The sequence below is a fragment of the Aeromonas sp. FDAARGOS 1418 genome, assembly GCF_019048585.1.
GTDB classification, from domain to species: domain Bacteria; phylum Pseudomonadota; class Gammaproteobacteria; order Enterobacterales; family Aeromonadaceae; genus Aeromonas; species Aeromonas caviae.
Genome location: NZ_CP077387.1, coordinates 1,169,253 through 1,185,820 on the forward strand (window position 1 = coordinate 1,169,253; position 16,568 = coordinate 1,185,820).

The following is a 16,568-nucleotide window of genomic DNA, read 5'->3' on the forward strand; positions in this document are numbered from 1 at the left end:
TCTCCAGTCCGATTATCAGGTCTGCCATTTCCATGAATATTGCCATTTTATCCCGTGAGCCCAACAACTACTCCACCCGCCGTCTGGTCGAGGTGGCCCGGGCCCGTGGGCACCAGGTCGAGGTGCTCGACACCCTGCGCTGCTACATGAACATCGCCTCCCACAGCCCCTCCATCCATTACGAAGGACGGGAGCTGGAGAGCTATGACGCCGTGATCCCGCGCATCGGTGCCAGCATCACCTTCTATGGCACCGCCGTGCTGCGCCAGTTCGAGATGATGAGCACCATGGCCCTCAACAGCTCGGTGGCCATCTCCCGCTCCCGGGACAAGCTGCGCGCCATGCAGCTGCTCTCCCGTCACGGCATCGGCCTGCCGGTGACCGGCTATGCCCACAGCACTCACGACGTACCGGATCTCATCACCATGGTGGGGGGCGCCCCCCTGGTGGTGAAGCTGCTGGAGGGTACCCAGGGGATTGGCGTGGTGCTGTGCGAAACCCAGAAGGCCGCCGAGAGCGTCATCGAGGCCTTTATCCAGACCAACAACAACATCCTGGTGCAGGAGTACATCCGCGAGGCCAACGGCGCCGATATCCGCTGCCTGGTGGTCAACGGCAAGGTGGTGGCCGCCATGCGCCGCCAGGCCCAGCCGGGGGAGTTTCGCTCCAACCTGCACCGGGGTGGCACCGCCGAAGCCATCAAGATCACGCCGGAAGAGCGTGCCACCGCCGTGCAGGCCGCCAAGATCATGGGGCTGGACGTGGCCGGGGTGGACATCCTGCGAAGCGCCCGCGGCCCGCTGGTGCTGGAAGTGAACTCCTCCCCCGGCCTGCAGGGGGTGGAAGCCGCCTCCGGCAAGGACGTGGCGGGCAAGATCATCGAGTTCCTCGAGCTCAAGGCGAGCCGCAAGCACAAGCCGGCGGAATGAGTTCCAAACGAGTATCAGACAGGTAAACACAGGGCGCCCTCGGGCGCCTTGTTGCTATCTGGGGGGTGGGCTGGAAGGCAGCGGGCTTGCCGGGAAGTGTCTCCCTTCTCCCACTGTGTTGAACAGCCGGGAAGAAGGGCCGGGAATGAGGGGGCTATGCCGCCCCGGGGGCGCCGGGGATCATCACCAGCCGGGCGCTGAAGACCCCATCCACCAGGTGGGTCTCAATCTGCCAGCCCAGCTTCTCGCAGATGCGCTGGATGATGGTGAGACCGCAGCCGTAGCCCAGGATCTGATCCGGCGCGGCGGCGGTGGGGTTGCTGATGGTGAGCACTTGCTCGTGCAGGGTGATCTCGATGTGCCCCTCGGCGTAGCTCAGGGCGTTTTTCAAGAGGTTGCCGAGGGCGATGGCGAGCAGGGAGAGGGGGGCCTGCACCTCGCTCTCCTCGTCCAGTTGCAGGCGAATGTCCAGCGTCTCCCGTTGCAGCAGGGGGGCGAGGCGGGTCAGTTCCCGGCGAATGAGCGGCGCCACCTGCTGGGGCGGGCGTTCCACGGCCTCCTTGCGTCCCAGCAGCAGGAAGGTTTCGGTGAGCAGGGCCATCTCGTCGGCGGCGGCGCGGATGCGGCTGACGGCGCGGGCTGCCGGGGCGGGCAGGTCATTCACCTTGCCGAGCAGGGCCGCGGATCCCTGGATCACCATGTTGGGGGTGCGCAGCTCGTGGCTGGCAAAGCGGCTGAACTCCTGTTCACGGGCAAACACGGCGGCTACCTCGTGCTTGCCCGCCAGCAGCGCCTGCTCTATCTCTCGCAGCTCCTGCCAGGGGGCATCGGGTACGAAGTCCCCCTGATCCGGGGTCAGGTGGGCGACCCGCTGGCGCAGCCGCTCCAGCGGCCTGGTGATGTGACGCACCAGCCAGATGCCGAAGGCGAGGCTCCCCAGCAGCAGGGCCAGGCCGATGAGGCGGGTCACCAGATGCAGCTTGGCTTCGTAAGGGTCCAGGTAGTCGTCCGCATCGTCGTTGAACACCAGATAGAGCAGCCCCTGACCCGAGGGGTGGGCGCGTACCAGGAAGTGCTTGTCCTCCCGGCCCAGCTGATGCTCGAAGAAGCCTGGGTTCTGGTAGGCCTTGAGCCAGGCGGGCAGGCGGCCCGCCTCTGTCCAGTAGCTGGAGAACTGGCGCGGGCTGGGGGCGGGGGCCGCCATCCCGAGGCGCAACCAGTCGTCGTCATAGCGGGTTGCCTCCGCCTCCAGCCAGTGGCGCAGGCTCAGCTCCTCCATCTTGTTCTCTGCCACCACCATCAGCAGGCTGATGATGACCAGCAGCAGCAGACCGGCCCCTCCCAGCGCCAGCACCAGGCGCCGGCGCAGGCTCGGCAGGCCGGAGGCAAGGGGCGGCGTCGGGTTCGTCATGGGGTCACCAGCCGGTAGCCCTGGCCGTGCAGGGTCTCCAGCATGGGGGTGGGGAAGGGCTTGTCGAGTACATTGCGCAGGGCATAGATGTGGCTGCGCAGGGCGTCGGAGTCGGGCTCCTCGTCGCCCCAGACGGTGTCGAGCACCTCCTGGCGCGTCACCAGCTGGGGCGCGCGCTTCACCAGCATGGTGAGGATCTGGAACGGGATCTTGCCGAGTTTGAGCTCGACCCCGGCGCGGGTGGCGCGGCCGCTGGCGGGATCCACCGTCAGATCGCCAAAGCAGAGCACGCCCATGTCCCCTCTGGGGCCACGCAGGCTGAGGGCCTCCAGGCGCACCTCCAGCTCCTCCATGGCGAACGGCTTGACCAGATAGTCGTCGCCCCCCGCCCGAAAGCCTGCCAGCTTGTCCTCCAGGCTGTCACGGGCGGTGAGAAAGAGCACCGGGGTCGCGATGCCGTCCGCACGCAGCCGCTCCACGGTACGCAGGCCGTCTAGGCGCGGCATCATGACGTCCATGATGATGACGTCGAAGCGCTCCTGGGCCAGCAGTTGCAGCGCGGCCTGGCCATGATAGGCGCAGTCCACCCTGTGCCCGGCCAGCGCCAGATAGTCCATGATGGTCTCCGCCACCTGGGGACTGTCTTCCACCACCAGTATTTTCATGCTCTGATCTCCTGGTCTGTGCCGCTATTTCACGGCCATTTCACACCGGATGGGTCATCCTGTGTGCCAGTGTAACCCCGAGGATCCCCGATGAAGAAGTCTCTCCGCGCCTTCTGGTTATTGATTCTATTGCCTTTTGGTCTGGTGCAGGCGGCCGAGTTCAAGCTCACGGGCCGCACCACCTGGCAGCTTGGCCAGTTGATGGTCAATGGCATTCCCTTCGTGATCGATGAGCGCACCCGCTTCAAGGATGGCCTGGATGAGGACGATCTCGGCGGGACCTGGGTCGATCTGGAAGGGGTCGTGCAGGAGACGGCGGCAGGGGCGCGGCGGCTCGTTCGCGAGGTGGAGGCGCTGGAGGAGGAGGACGAGATGGAACTGGAAGGGCCGGTGGAAGGGGGACGGATCTGGGGCTATGTCACCTCGGATGGGAGCCTCTCCCCGTTCGAGGGACGCTGGCTGGAGCTGGAGTGCAAGTTTGACGGCATGCGCCTGAGCCAGTGCCGGGAGGATGACTGACCGGTCAGGGTGGACCGGGAAAAATTGCCCGTCCGGGGCCATAGTTAAACCTCACCCCGTGACCCCGGACCGCCTGCCATGACCCGAACCGCACTCTGCCTGCTGTTGTTGCCCTTCTGCACCCTTGCCGACGACGCCGAGCTCTGGCTGGTGGAGCTGGAGCACAACGACGGGGTGCGCCTGCAATTCCAGGGGGCTGAGCTGGAGCTCGGCAGTGCCGAACTGCACGGCGTGGCGCAGCCGGACGGGCTCGTGCCCGGCATGCACCTCGCGATCCAGAGCCGCTACGGCGTCGCCGAGACGATCCGGGTGCTCGACGGGGCGCCGGATCCGGCGCTCGGGGCCAGCTGGCGGCGGGCGGAGGATCGACTGCTCACCCATAATCAGCAGGCATTGCTGCTACAGGATCTCGGCGTGCTGGTGTTTGATGCTAACACTCGCTGGATCAACGGCAGCGCCGCCGATCTGCAACCGGGTCGCCGCCTGGTGCTGAGCCGGGATGAAGAGGGCCGCCTCACCGACATCCTCATTCCCGACCCCGAGGATCCCCTCGACGCCGAAGAGTGAGACCTCTCTCCCTTTCCCCTTGTTAATGGCTTGTACTTTAAATTTCCCCACTTATACTGGCGCACATCTTGTCGGAGTGCTGACCGTCGAACGACGCTAAGCTGAGACCGTTAATTCGGGATCCGTGGAACCTGATCAGGTTAAGACCTGCGAAGGGAAACAAGGGTAACTTGCGGGTTACCGCGCCGGGGCAAACCCTCGCTCACCAGGAGCAGAGCCCCACCCATCAAGGGCACCGCCCGCGATGGCTCAGGCGCACAGAGGGGGAGGCTGTCCCGTCCGGTTGTCCATAGGGCGCCGGGTTTCCAGACTAGGGAAACACCGGGACGACAGAGCAGGGAAGATCCATGCCCGACTCACTCCCCCGAGCACACCCCGCCGCAAGTTCATCTTCTCCTCGAACTCCAGACAAGCAAACACCCATAACTTCAACCAGTTAATGTGAGTTTTGCTATGTCTACCAATGTATCTGATACCACCAAATCCAGCCGCCGCGAGCAGCGCTCCAGCGCCCAGACCTTTATCGACAACCTCAAGGGGATGGCTCACCCCAACTCCCGCCGCATCTTTATCGAAGGCTCCCGCGCCGATATCCGGGTGCCGCTGCGTGAAATCCAGCTGGCCGACACCTTCGTCGGCGGCACCAAGGAAGCTCCCCAGTTCGAGCCCAACGAGCCGGTGCCGGTTTACGATACCTCGGGCCCCTATGGGGAAGAGGCCGCCCCCATCGACGTGCGCCGCGGTCTGCCGCGCCTGCGCGAAGCCTGGGTGCTGGAGCGTGCTGACACCGACGCGCTGGACGGGCTGAGCTCCACCTTCACTCAGGAGCGGCTGGCGGACGAGGGGCTGGATCACCTGCGCTTCGAGCATCTGCCAAAGCCGCGCCGTGCCAAGCCGGGCCGCCGGGTCACCCAGCTGCACTATGCCCGCCAAGGCATCGTCACTCCCGAGATGGAATTTATCGCCATTCGCGAGAACATGGGTCGCGAGCGGGTGCGCTCCGAGCTACTGCGCACCCAGCATCCGGGTCAGGGCTTTGGCGCCAGACTGCCCCAGAACATCACCCCCGAGTTCGTGCGCGATGAGGTGGCCGCCGGCCGCGCCATCATCCCCAGCAACATCAACCACCCGGAAGCGGAGCCGATGATCATCGGCCGCAACTTCCTGGTGAAGATCAACGCCAACATCGGCAACTCGGCGGTCACCTCCAGCATCGAAGAGGAAGTGGAGAAGCTGGTGTGGTCCACCCGCTGGGGCGCCGACACCGTGATGGATCTCTCCACCGGCCGCTACATCCACGAGACCCGCGAGTGGATCCTGCGCAACAGCCCGGTGCCCATCGGTACCGTGCCCATCTATCAGGCGCTGGAGAAGACCAACGGCATCGCCGAAGACCTCACCTGGGAGCTGTTCCGCGACACCCTGCTGGAGCAGGCCGAGCAGGGGGTGGACTACTTCACCATCCACGCCGGCGTCTTGCTGCGCTTCGTGCCGATGACCGCCAAGCGCCTCACCGGCATCGTTTCGCGCGGTGGCAGCATCATGGCCAAGTGGTGCCTGTCGCACCACAAGGAGAACTTCCTCTACGAGCACTTCCGCGAGATCTGCGAGATCTGCGCCGCCTACGACGTGAGCTTGTCGCTGGGTGACGGTCTGCGTCCGGGCTCCGTCTACGACGCCAACGACGAGGCCCAGTTCGCCGAGCTGCGCACCCTGGGCGAGCTCACCAAGATTGCGTGGGAGTACGACGTGCAGGTGATGATCGAGGGCCCCGGCCACGTACCCATGCACATGATCGAGCGCAACATGACCGAGCAGCTGGAGCACTGCCACGAGGCGCCCTTCTATACCCTGGGCCCGCTCACCACCGACATTGCACCGGGGTACGATCACTTCACCTCCGGCATCGGCGCCGCGCTCATCGGCTGGTACGGCTGCGCCATGCTCTGCTACGTGACCCCCAAGGAACACCTGGGCCTGCCTAACAAGGAGGATGTGAAGCAGGGGCTCATCACCTACAAGATCGCCGCCCACGCCGCCGATCTGGCCAAGGGTCACCCGGGCGCCCAGATCCGCGACAACGCCATGTCCAAGGCGCGCTTCGAGTTCCGCTGGGAGGATCAGTTCAACCTGGCCCTGGATCCCGACACCGCCCGCGCCTACCACGACGAGACCCTGCCTCAGGAGTCCGGCAAAGTGGCACACTTCTGCTCCATGTGCGGGCCCAAGTTCTGCTCCATGAAGATCACCCAGGACGTGCGCGACTACGCCGCCAAGCTGGAAGCCGTAGAGATAAAGCTGGTCGGCATGGACGGTCAGCAGGAGCGGGTGGTGGCCGAGGTGGAGAGCGGCATGGCCCGTAAGGAGACGGAGACCTTCAAGCAGGCCGACGTTGAGAGCGGCATGGCGCGGATGGCCGAGACCTTCAAGGAGACCGGCGGCGAGATTTACCATCAGGCGGCGACCCTGAAGCAGGCCGCAGGGGAGGAGGCGTGAGCAGCGAGCGCGGGGCTGTCAGCCCCGCCGACCTGTCCGCCGTGACGCAGGCCCGCCCCGTGGTCTGGACCATCGCCGGGTCTGACTCCGGCGGCGGGGCCGGCATTCAGGCCGACTTGCACACAATGCATGACCTCGGCGTGCACGGCTGCTCCGTCATCTCCGCCATCACGGCCCAGAACTCGGTGGCGGTGAAGATGGTCGACCCCGTGCTGATGCAGACCTTCGCCGCCCAGATCGATGCCCTGGGGCTGGATCTGCCACCCGCTGCCATCAAGATAGGCCTGCTGCCGACCCGGCTGCACGTGGAGGTGCTGGCACGCAGGTTGTCGACCGTCGAGGCTCCCTTCGTGGTCTACGACCCGGTGGCCATCGCCAGCACCGGCACCCCCATGGCGGAGCCCGGCATGCTGGTGGCGGTGCGCGAGCACCTGCTGCCACGTCTGTCGCTCATCACCCCCAACGGTCCCGAGCTGGAAGCCCTGACCGGCCTGCCCGCCACCAGTCCCGAGCTGGTGCGCCTCGCCGCCCGGCGGCTGCGCGAACTCGGCGCCCGCGCCGTGCTGGTCAAGGGGGGCCACCTTGAATGGGGCGGGGATCTCTGCCTCGACTACTACCAGGACGAGACCCGCGAATTCTGGCTCGCCGCGCCGCGCCTCGATACCCGCCACGGTCACGGCACCGGCTGCGCTTACGCCAGCGCCATCGCCGCCGTGGTGGCGCAGGACTATCCGGTGGAGGACGCCATCACCCTGGCGCGGGCCTACCTGCAACAGGGCTTGGCGGCGGCGCAAGGGGTGGGGGCCGGCCCCGGCCCCATCGCCCATCTCGGCTGGCCTGCTGATCTTGCCCACTTCCCCCGTGCCGTGCTGGCGGGATCGCCGCTCGATCGCCGCTTCGGACTTTATGACGCGAGCAGCGCCCGTCTGCCGCAGGGCCCCTTCGCGCCGACCGAACACCACCTCGGTCTCTATCCGGTGGTGGATTCGGTCAAGTGGCTCAAGCGTCTGCTGGGGGCCGGGGTCAAGACCATCCAGCTACGGATCAAGAATCTGCCCGCCACAGAGGTGGCGCCGGCCATTCGTGATGCGGTCGCGCTCGGTCGCCGCCATGGGGCGCGGCTCTTTATCAACGACCATTGGCAGCAGGCCATCGAGGCGGGGGCCTGGGGCGTGCATCTGGGGCAGGAGGATATGGAGACCGCCGATCTCGCCGCCATTCAGGCGGCGGGGCTGCGCCTTGGCATCTCCACCCACGGCTACTTCGAGCTGATGCGGGCCCGCGAGCTGGCCCCCTCCTATATCGCGCTCGGCCATATCTTCCCGACCAACACCAAAGCGATGCCTTCGCGCCCCCAGGGGCTGGCGCGGCTGCACCACTACCGCGCCCTGATGGCGCAGTGGCCCACGGTGGCCATCGGTGGCATCAGCGAGGAGCGGGTGGCGGCGGTCAAGGCAAGCGGGGTCGGCAGCATTGCGCTGGTCTCGGCCATCACGGCGAGCGATGACTGGCAGGGCGCGACCGAGCGGCTGCTCGCTGCCGTGGGGGCGGGGGATGAACCGCGCTCGGCCTGCGTGATACGGGAGGCAGAACATGCGCTCTGATGCCGCTTCTCTTAGTGACAAAGAGTATCTGAGATACGGCCGCCAGCTGATGCTGGCGGAAGTGGGGGAAGCCGGTCAGGCGCGGCTGAAAGATAAGTCTGTGCTGATCGTGGGCTTGGGCGGGCTCGGCTCGCCGCTGGCCCTCTATCTGGCGGGGGCCGGGGTGGGCAACTTGTGGCTGGCCGATGGCGACACGGTGGATTCCAGCAATCTGCCGCGCCAGATCCTGTTCGATAGCGAGGCGGTCAACCACTCCAAGGCGGAGCTGGCCCGCGAGCGATTGGCGGCCCACAACCCGCTGGTGGAGCTGATTGCCATCAACCAGCGGCTCGATGCCGCCAGCCTGCCGGAGTTTGTGACCGAGGTGGATCTGGTGATCGACTGCTGCGACAACCTCGCCACCCGCCAGGCCATCAACGCCGCCTGCGTGGCCCAGGGCAAGCCCTGGGTCTGTGCCGCCGCAGTGGGCTGGCAGGGGCAGCTGATGGTGCGCACCAGCAGCGATCACGCCTGCTACGCCTGCCTCTATCCGCTGGATACCAAGGTGAGCCAGAGCTGCGAGACCAGCGGCGTCACCGGCCCGCTGGTGGGGGTGATGGGCTCTTTGCAGGCGCTGGAGGCACTGAAACTGCTGCTCGGGCGCCCCAGCCCGGTGGCGGGCACATTGCGCCGGTTCGATGCGTTGACCCATCAGTGGCAGACCCTCACTCTGGCTCCCGACCCCGATTGCCCGGTCTGCGGCAGCACCCACCCGGCTCAGGAGAATTAACCATGAAGATCCGATTGAACGATATCGAGCTGACGCTGCCCACCGGCCAGCGCCTGACTGAGCTGCTGGCGGTGCAGGAGATTCCCCCTCAGGGGGTAGCGGTGGCCCTCAACGGCGCCGTGCTGCCCCGTGGCCGCTGGGCCGAGACCCGTCTCAATGACGGGGACGAACTCCACCTCTTCACCGCCATTGCCGGAGGCTGACCCATGATGCTCGCAGTCCCATCTTCGCGTGTTCTGCCTTGCGGCGGCACTTCATCTCTTCTTACCACTGTGGCGGGAGGCTGACATGCTCAAGATTGCCGATCACACCTTCTCATCGCGCCTCTTTACCGGCACCGGCAAGTTTGCCCGCCCGGAACTGATGGCCGCCGCCATCGAGGCGAGCGGCTCCCAGCTGGTCACCATGGCCATCAAGCGGCTCGAACCGGGCAAGGCCCACGACGATATCCTCACGCCCCTTCGGAAACTCGGGGTCAAGCTGCTGCCCAACACCTCGGGGGCCAAGACCGCCGCCGAGGCGGTATTTGCCGCCCACCTCGCCCGCGAGGCGCTGGGGACGAACTGGCTGAAGCTGGAGATCCACCCCGATCCCCGCTACCTGCTGCCAGACCCCATCGAGACGCTCAAAGCCGCCGAGCAGCTGGTGAAAGAGGGCTTTGTGGTGCTGCCCTACTGCGGTGCCGACCCCGTGCTGTGCAAACGGCTCGAAGAGGTGGGTTGCGCCGCCGTGATGCCGCTGGGCGCCCCCATCGGTTCCAATCAGGGGCTGGTGACCCGGGAGTTTCTCTCCATCATCATCGAGCAGGCCAATGTGCCCGTGGTGGTGGATGCGGGGATCGGTGCGCCGAGCCATGCGGCCGCCGCCTTTGAACTGGGGGCCGATGCCGTGCTGGTCAACACCGCCATCGCGGTGAGCGGCGACCCGGTCGCCATGGGCCGCGCCTTTGCGCTGGCCTGCACTGCCGGGCGCAGCGCCTATGAAGCCGGTCTCGGCGCCCGCGCCCTGCAGGCCCAAGCCTCCAGCCCGCTTACCGATTTTCTGGGGGCGTTATGAGTCAGCATGCCAATGACCCCACCCCGACCCTCCCCTTGCCAGGGGAGGGAGTGTCGACTTCGCCCTCTTGTGAAGTAGGAGATCGGGGGGGCGGATTAACACCTCCCCCTTGTGAAGGGGGAGGCCGGGAGGGGGTTGAGAGAAAGTCGGAGAGTTTTCTCGATAGATGGCAGGAGCTGGAGTGGGACGATATCGGCATGCAGATCCGCGCCAAGACCGCCGCCGATGTAGAGCGGGCGCTGACTACCTCCCGCCGCACCCTGGCCGACTTTATGGCGCTGATCTCGCCAGCCGCCGAGGCGTATTTGCCGCAGATGGCAGCCGAAGCCGAGCGCCTGACCCGCCAGCGCTTTGGCAACACCATCGGCTTCTATGTGCCGCTCTATCTGTCGAACCTCTGTGCCAACGACTGCACCTACTGCGGCTTCTCCATGAGCAACCGCCTCAAGCGAAAGACTTTGAATAGCGAGGAGATTGAGCGCGAGTGTCTGGCCATCAAGGCGCGCGGTTTTGACAGCGTGCTGCTGGTGACCGGCGAGCACGAGCACAAGGTGGGGCTCGCCTATTTTCGGCAGGTGTTGCCCATCATCCGCCGTCACTTCAGCACGGTGGGGATGGAGGTGCAGCCCCTCTCGCAAGCCGAGTACGCCGAGCTCAAGACCCTCGGCCTCGATTCGGTCATGGTCTATCAGGAGACCTACCACGCCCCCACCTATGCCCGCCATCACCTGCGCGGCAACAAGCAGGACATCGCATGGCGGCTCGCCACGCCGGATCGGCTCGGCCGCGCCGGTATCGACAAGATAGGGCTGGGGGCGCTCATCGGTCTCTCTGCGGACTGGCGTGCCGACAGCTACTTCGTCGCCGAGCACCTCGCCTGGCTTGAGCGCCACCACTGGCAGAGCCGCTACTCGCTCTCCTTCCCGCGCCTGCGCCCCTGCACCGGTGGGCTGGAGCCTGCCGTGGTCATGTCGGATCGCCAGCTGGCCCAGCTTATCTGCGCCTGGCGCCTCTTCTCGCCCACCCTGGATTTGTCCCTCTCCACCCGAGAGTCAGCCACCTTTCGCAACGGCGCGGTGCGCCTTGGCATCACCCAGATGTCGGCCGAGTCGCGCACCCAGCCGGGTGGCTATGCCGAGGGGGATAAAGAGGAGCTGGAGCAGTTCGCCATCCACGACGACCGCCCGGTGGGGGAAGTGGCCGCCGCCGTGCGGCAGGCAGGGTTGCAGCCGGTGTTCAAGGACTGGGAACCCTTCCTGGGCCGATAGGGGCGGCCACGCCCCCCTTTGCCGGTGGCATCCGGCATGGTTGGGCGGTGTTCGGCCACACACCTTGCTGGTGGCGACGCTTTGGCTCCCTCCCCTGCAAAGGGGAGGGCTGGGGAGGGGTCTTGATGCGATATTTCATTGCCATCGTAGGGTCGATGAGCCGTCAGGCGTAATCGTCCGTTCCAAGGCATGGTGTTGGCGGAAGGAGCCGTTGTGTGGTGGCACGGCTTTGCCGTGCAGGACGCGAGGCCGCTGGCCTCGAAGGGTTTTCGCCCGCCCTTCGGGCTTGGGCGAGTAACTTTTCTTTGCGTGGCCAAAGCAAAGTCACCAATCGAGCGGCCACCCCCGCCAATCCGACCGCTACGCGGTTTCCCTCGGGTCAGGTGCAAGGTCGGACGGACCGCCGCAGACGGCACATCCCTGTGCCGGCTGCGTCTGCGCCATCATCCCTGATGGCGCTCCTTACCTTGCCCCTTCCCCTCGGCGGATTGGAGGGGGAACCAAAACCGTGCCCGCCATTACCTCAGGGGAATCGTAGGGTGCAGTAAGCCGAGCGCATTGCACCACTGTTATGAAGCGAGGTGAAATTCACTTCGTTCATTACACCCCATGGCACTCGGTACTGAGCAAATGGGATCTGCACTCTGCGAAAAATTGGGATGTAGCAGAAATGTATCCAACGCAAGCATCTTGTTATGCCTCAGACGTCTCAGATTGAATTGTATTCTCTTTTCAATATATTTCGTAGCTCATCAACATGGTGAGTGTTATATGGAATGCGATCAAATCTTTCAAACGTATCTAAAAGACATTGAACATACTCATGAGAAATATTATTCATGCTAGAACCTCCACAAAGTACAGAGTTTATCAATGCCTTTGCGTAAGATGCGGTTTCAGTTTTTTTCATGAGTTCAAAATATCGCCTATATATCATATCAGTTATATATTTTTTGAATCTACAAGATACTCTATTACTTGTTAGGATTAGTTTCACTATTTGCCCAAGTGCTAGCATGCTACTTTTCGGTATATTTCCATTCTCATGAGCTGCCGATGTCGTTTCTAATGCGATATTTTCTTGATTTAAAGGAATATGATCGACAGCAGTGATCCACTTACAAAGGCAAGATGTTATTTCATACAATGCGTAATGATATTTAGTCGGCCATTCATCATTTAAGTCAACAAGCTTTTCGTTAGGGGCTAAATTTCTCTCTATGCGTTCAACGAAATATGGAAAATAGTAAAGCCACATGTGCCATTGTATATTTTGATATAAAGCACTAGTGACCATGATGTCGAAAAATTTTATTCCTACAAGAAGCTTTGAGTCCCATTGACCTTCCTCATAAAACTCACCCATTGGTTCATTATATGGGTCAGGCTGTGAGTGGCTGTATAGATGATCCAGGTGGGCTATAACAAATTCACCAATGGGTTTATATGCCCCATGTTTTTCAGCAAGATTACAGTCTTTGAATAAATAATTAAGTAGTCTGTTTTTACTTGGCAGTGCATACTCATAGTTACGCGTTAAATTCTGATTATTTCGAATTTCATGGTACAGAATGCTTTTGGTGTCTTCAGCCAAGCATCTTAGGTATGTGTCTACAAATTGATTATTCTCATAGAAATCTGTAGAAAGAATTTTTAACGCGAAATAGGGCCTGATCTCCGCCATTGCTTTTACAGTATACCTGTTTATCAAAACTTCATGTATTATTTCTTTAGCGACATCTTTTTCTTTGTCATAAGTTGGAAGTGAATTGGCGAATATCTTTAGGGTTTTTATCCAAAGATTACAGGCTTTTTTTCGAAGTTTTGGTTTTGTCTCTTGATTAGTCGCATTTTGGCCTTTAATTAAGGAAAGAAAATCCGCCTGATCTTTTGAATGATCGTAAAGGTAATCTCGAAACCTAGAAAATAAATAGTGGCCATTATATACGCGCGCGATTTTAATAAGATTACCTTCAATTAGAGAAAATAATTCAGAATATTTTTTCTCACGTGAAAGCTCGAAAACATATTCTCTAAATTTAACAATATTTGATTTTGACACACCCTTGATACTAATGTAGATTAACAAAGTCAGCGTCATTAGTAGTAAAGTGATAAATGATGCATTCGATGTATTGATTGACCATCTTGACAGGTTTAAGCCAGGTGTTAAACCCAGAATTATAAATGTTTTATAAAACTGCATGTATAATATGGTCAAAAATGACACGCATAGTATCGCCCAGCCGAACTTTCCAAACCTAAGAGATAATTCTAGCCGTCTTACTCTAGGGATTATTGCATAAACTGCGACAAATAAACCCGCAACTGTAATTAAGCTATCTAGATTCACAAAAAACTCCTTATAAATATGTCGAGGTTCCCATCGTAAGCTGTAAATCAGAGTACTTCTCTCTGGGTTCTACCTAAAATCTTTTAGGCTAGAAATGCGAAATACTATGAAATAGTAATCAAACCTTCCATCACTGTATTTTTATAATTCATATTTCCAAATCGGCGATATCTCTACTGGTAATCAATTTCAAATTTTGGCTTATCCGCTCCACCGGCCAGTCCCACCAGGCGATGGCGTTGAGACGGGCGATGGTGTCGTCGTCGAAGCGGTAGCGGATCACCTTGGCGGGATTGCCGCCGACCACGGCATAGGCGGGCACGTCACCGGCGACCACGGAGCGGGCGGCGATGATGGCGCCGTTGCCGACTTGGACCCCTGGCATGATCAGGGCGTCATAGCCAATCCAGACATCGTTGCCAATGACGGTATCGCCCTTGTAGGGGAGGCTGCCAGGGGCGGGGGCGGCGCTCTCCCAGCCGTTGCCGAAGATAAAGAAGGGGTAGGTGGAGAAGCCGGAGGTCTGGTGGTTGGCGCCGTTCATGATGAACTTCACCCCGCGGGCGATGGCGCAGAACTTGCCGATGATGAGCTTGTCGCCGATGAAGGGGAAGTGGTAGAGGACGTTGCGCTCGAAGCCCGCCGCATCCTCCGGATCGTCGTAATAGGTGTAATCACCCACCTCGATATTGGGCCCCTTGATGGTGTTCTTGATAAAGCACACCTGGGGGAAGCCGTTCATGGGGTGGGGGTTGGCGGGATCGGGTCCGTGCATGGGGGACTCCTCTGGGATCTGGGCTCAGGCTACCCTAACGGAATCGGGTGGAGCCTTGCCACCCTTTTGTGCCCTCCGCTTCGCCAGTCTCTGTCGCCCCCTGCCCATGTGCGCATCGACCCGGGGCGGGTTTGTCTCTAGCATGGAGGGGCGGCGGAGTCTGGCTCCGTCAAAGTGGATGATGGACGAAGTGCGCCTTGCACACTTCTGGCGGAGAGAAAAGATGAAGCTGCGTTCCTTGTTGATGGTGGGTGCCCTGCTGCTGGGCGGATGTGCGGTCAATCCCTATGGGGGGACGCCTGCGCCGGTCGGCGAGCCGGACAAGCCGGTGACCAAACCAGAGAAACCCGTGGCCGAGCCTGACAAGGCCGAGCCGGTGCCTGCTCCCAAACCCGTGGCACCGACGGGGCTGGCGGTTGCCCTGGCCGATGACTTCCTGAAGGCCGCCGATGTGCAGGCACTGGCGGGCAGCAGCCCGGTACTGCTGCTGATGGCGCCCCAGAACGGTACAGGTGAGCCCTTCAGCACCCAGCCCCTGGCGGTGGCCATGATCCAGCGCATTCAGGCCAATAGCGGCTTTCGTTTCGCAGACCCGGGCCAGGTGGCGGCCATCACGGGTCAGCTCGAATACCAGCAGGGGGGCATGAACCCCGCTTCCCTGGTGCGTCTGGGTCGCCAGACCGGGGCGGGTTACATGCTCTACGGGGATCTCCTCTCTGAAGGGGGCCGCTACCGGCTCGCCATGAGCCTGATGGATCTCAAGAGCGGCGAACTGCTCTGGAATGCCAGTCGATCCGCTGCCCGTTGATGCCGGCTCGCCATGAGCCTGATGGATCTCAAGAGCGGCGAACTGCTCTGGAACGCCAGTCGATCTGCTGCCCGCTGCCCGCTGATGTCGGCTCGCCGGATCCCGCTTGACCGGGATCCGGCCTTGCCCCCCTTGTCCGGGGGCGGGAATACCCCTGTGGCGCCCCTGGCGTCATATTTGTTGGCATGTCGCACTGCCTGAAGGCAAAAAAACCTACCTGACTGTCTGACGATTCTGGTTCTGACAGCATCCCCGATTGCTACCATTCACTTTGCCGGAGGCTTGTCCGGTGAACACGTCACCGATCGCATCCTTCCCGCCCGGCAGGCAGCTTTCTGCCCCTGTGCGATACTCCATGAGTCTTGTATAACAGGAGTACAGGGACCCACTCCCATGGATAGCAAGGAGCTCGGATGGCGCTCTCAGTGGCACAACTCTACGAAGTGATGGCCCAGTTGCCGGATCCCGTTTTCATCCTCAGCGAAGATGGCTACTACATCGAGTACATCGGCGGGATGGAGCAGCAGTCCTACCAGAACGGCAACCCGCTGATCGGCAGACAACTGCTGGATGTGCTGCCCGAGGACAAGGCGCAGTGGGTGATGGCGCAGGTGGCTCAGGCCCTCGCCAGCGGCCAGGTGCAGGTGGTGGAGTATGACCTTTCCCCCGCCGAGGTGGACGGCATCGACGCCGACGCCGGGCCCCAGGGAATGCAGCGTTTCGAGGGCAAGATAGCGCCCTTGCCCTCTTTATATGAGGGGAAGCGGGCGGTGGCCTGGATGACCCGCAGCATCACTCGCCAGCACGAGCTGCAACAGCGGCTCAAGCGGCTCGGGGAGACGGATCAGCTCACCGGCCTCTACAACCGCCACTTCTTCTTCGACCAGTATCACCACAGGGTGCAGGGGCAGCATCTCACCGGCCTCATCATGCTGGATCTCGATCACTTCAAGCAGATCAACGATCGCTTCGGCCACCAGACCGGTGACAAGGTCCTGTGCCGGGTCTGCGAGTGCGTCTCCGCCCAGTTGCGGGGGGAGGATCTCTTCGTGCGCAGCGGTGGCGAGGAGTTTCTGATCCTGCTGCCGCAGATAGACGAGGGGATATTGCTGAAGGTGGCGGAGCGGATCCGCGCCGCAGTGGCGGCCATGGCGCCGGATCCCGCCCCCGTGACCGTGAGCCTGGGCACCACCCTGATCCGGCCGGGAGAGGATCTTGGCACCGTGCTGGCCCGGGCGGACGAGTGGCTCTATCGGGCCAAGCGGGGCGGGCGCAACCGGGTGGCCCACGATGGGGCGTCCTGAGGGGCGCAGTGAACAGGAAAGAGGGCGACCCGGGGTCGCCCTCT

Annotated in this window: 15 protein-coding genes and 1 riboswitch; of the genes, 11 read left to right on the forward strand and 4 right to left on the reverse strand. The window is 62.0% G+C overall.

What is annotated here, in order from left to right:
* Window positions 1–32 precede the first annotated feature (32 nt).
* The gene (gene rimK / locus I6L48_RS05615; protein WP_010672657.1) at window positions 33–929 is read left to right on the forward strand and encodes a 30S ribosomal protein S6--L-glutamate ligase; all 897 of its coding nucleotides are present in this window, start codon (window positions 33–35) and stop codon (window positions 927–929) included.
* A 154-nt stretch (window positions 930–1,083) separates the two neighbouring features.
* Here the strand turns inward: rimK and I6L48_RS05620 are convergent, their stop codons facing one another.
* Complete coding sequence (locus tag I6L48_RS05620) at window positions 1,084–2,340, reverse strand: HAMP domain-containing sensor histidine kinase (RefSeq protein WP_216987851.1); 1,257 nt, start codon at window positions 2,338–2,340, stop codon at window positions 1,084–1,086.
* Entirely contained in the window at window positions 2,337–3,005 is a 669-nt protein-coding gene (locus tag I6L48_RS05625; protein WP_216987852.1) for a response regulator transcription factor, read from the reverse strand. Before I6L48_RS05625 ends, I6L48_RS05620 begins: the two co-directional genes overlap by 4 nt.
* Window positions 3,006–3,095: 90 nt before the next feature.
* Between I6L48_RS05625 and I6L48_RS05630 the strand changes: the two genes are divergently transcribed.
* The 8 genes from I6L48_RS05630 (at window position 3,096) to thiH (ending at window position 11,284) form a co-directional block, all read left to right on the forward strand.
* A complete protein-coding gene (locus I6L48_RS05630) occupies window positions 3,096–3,524 on the forward strand; it encodes a hypothetical protein (protein WP_039040447.1) in 429 nt (142 codons plus the stop codon).
* 78 nt (window positions 3,525–3,602) lie between these two features.
* Window positions 3,603–4,091 carry a hypothetical protein gene (locus I6L48_RS05635; protein ID WP_216987853.1) on the forward strand — a complete coding sequence of 163 codons (489 nt, stop codon included), beginning with the start codon at window positions 3,603–3,605 and terminating at the stop codon, window positions 4,089–4,091.
* A gap of 62 nt (window positions 4,092–4,153) precedes the next feature.
* Window positions 4,154–4,267: riboswitch (TPP riboswitch) on the forward strand.
* Between the two features lie 277 nt (window positions 4,268–4,544).
* Window positions 4,545–6,587 carry a phosphomethylpyrimidine synthase ThiC gene (thiC, locus tag I6L48_RS05640; RefSeq protein WP_216987854.1) on the forward strand — a complete coding sequence of 681 codons (2,043 nt, stop codon included), beginning with the start codon at window positions 4,545–4,547 and terminating at the stop codon, window positions 6,585–6,587.
* Window positions 6,584–8,191: a thiamine phosphate synthase gene (gene thiE, locus I6L48_RS05645; protein WP_216987855.1), complete on the forward strand. Its 1,608-nt coding sequence runs from the start codon at window positions 6,584–6,586 to the stop codon at window positions 8,189–8,191. Before thiC ends, thiE begins: the two co-directional genes overlap by 4 nt.
* Complete coding sequence (locus tag I6L48_RS05650; RefSeq protein ID WP_216987856.1) at window positions 8,181–8,960, forward strand: HesA/MoeB/ThiF family protein; 780 nt, start codon at window positions 8,181–8,183, stop codon at window positions 8,958–8,960. The genes thiE and I6L48_RS05650 overlap by 11 nt, the downstream gene beginning before the upstream one ends.
* Window positions 8,961–8,962: 2 nt before the next feature.
* Entirely contained in the window at window positions 8,963–9,163 is a 201-nt protein-coding gene (thiS, locus tag I6L48_RS05655; protein WP_039040452.1) for a sulfur carrier protein ThiS, read from the forward strand.
* Between the two features lie 85 nt (window positions 9,164–9,248).
* Window positions 9,249–10,016: a thiazole synthase gene (locus I6L48_RS05660; protein ID WP_216987857.1), complete on the forward strand. Its 768-nt coding sequence runs from the start codon at window positions 9,249–9,251 to the stop codon at window positions 10,014–10,016.
* 197 nt (window positions 10,017–10,213) lie between these two features.
* Window positions 10,214–11,284: a 2-iminoacetate synthase ThiH gene (thiH, locus tag I6L48_RS05665; RefSeq protein WP_254203232.1), complete on the forward strand. Its 1,071-nt coding sequence runs from the start codon at window positions 10,214–10,216 to the stop codon at window positions 11,282–11,284.
* Between the two features lie 709 nt (window positions 11,285–11,993).
* Here thiH and I6L48_RS05670 read toward each other — a convergent pair.
* A complete protein-coding gene (locus tag I6L48_RS05670) occupies window positions 11,994–13,637 on the reverse strand; it encodes a hypothetical protein (protein ID WP_216987859.1) in 1,644 nt (547 codons plus the stop codon).
* A 148-nt stretch (window positions 13,638–13,785) separates the two neighbouring features.
* Complete coding sequence (locus I6L48_RS05675) at window positions 13,786–14,412, reverse strand: Vat family streptogramin A O-acetyltransferase (RefSeq protein WP_216987860.1); 627 nt, start codon at window positions 14,410–14,412, stop codon at window positions 13,786–13,788.
* A 223-nt stretch (window positions 14,413–14,635) separates the two neighbouring features.
* Between I6L48_RS05675 and I6L48_RS05680 the strand changes: the two genes are divergently transcribed.
* Both I6L48_RS05680 and I6L48_RS05685 read left to right on the forward strand, forming a co-directional pair.
* Window positions 14,636–15,220, forward strand: a complete 585-nt coding sequence (locus tag I6L48_RS05680; RefSeq protein ID WP_010672673.1) for a hypothetical protein — start codon at window positions 14,636–14,638, stop codon at window positions 15,218–15,220.
* A gap of 413 nt (window positions 15,221–15,633) precedes the next feature.
* Window positions 15,634–16,524: a sensor domain-containing diguanylate cyclase gene (locus I6L48_RS05685; protein ID WP_180898708.1), complete on the forward strand. Its 891-nt coding sequence runs from the start codon at window positions 15,634–15,636 to the stop codon at window positions 16,522–16,524.
* Window positions 16,525–16,568 lie beyond the last annotated feature (44 nt).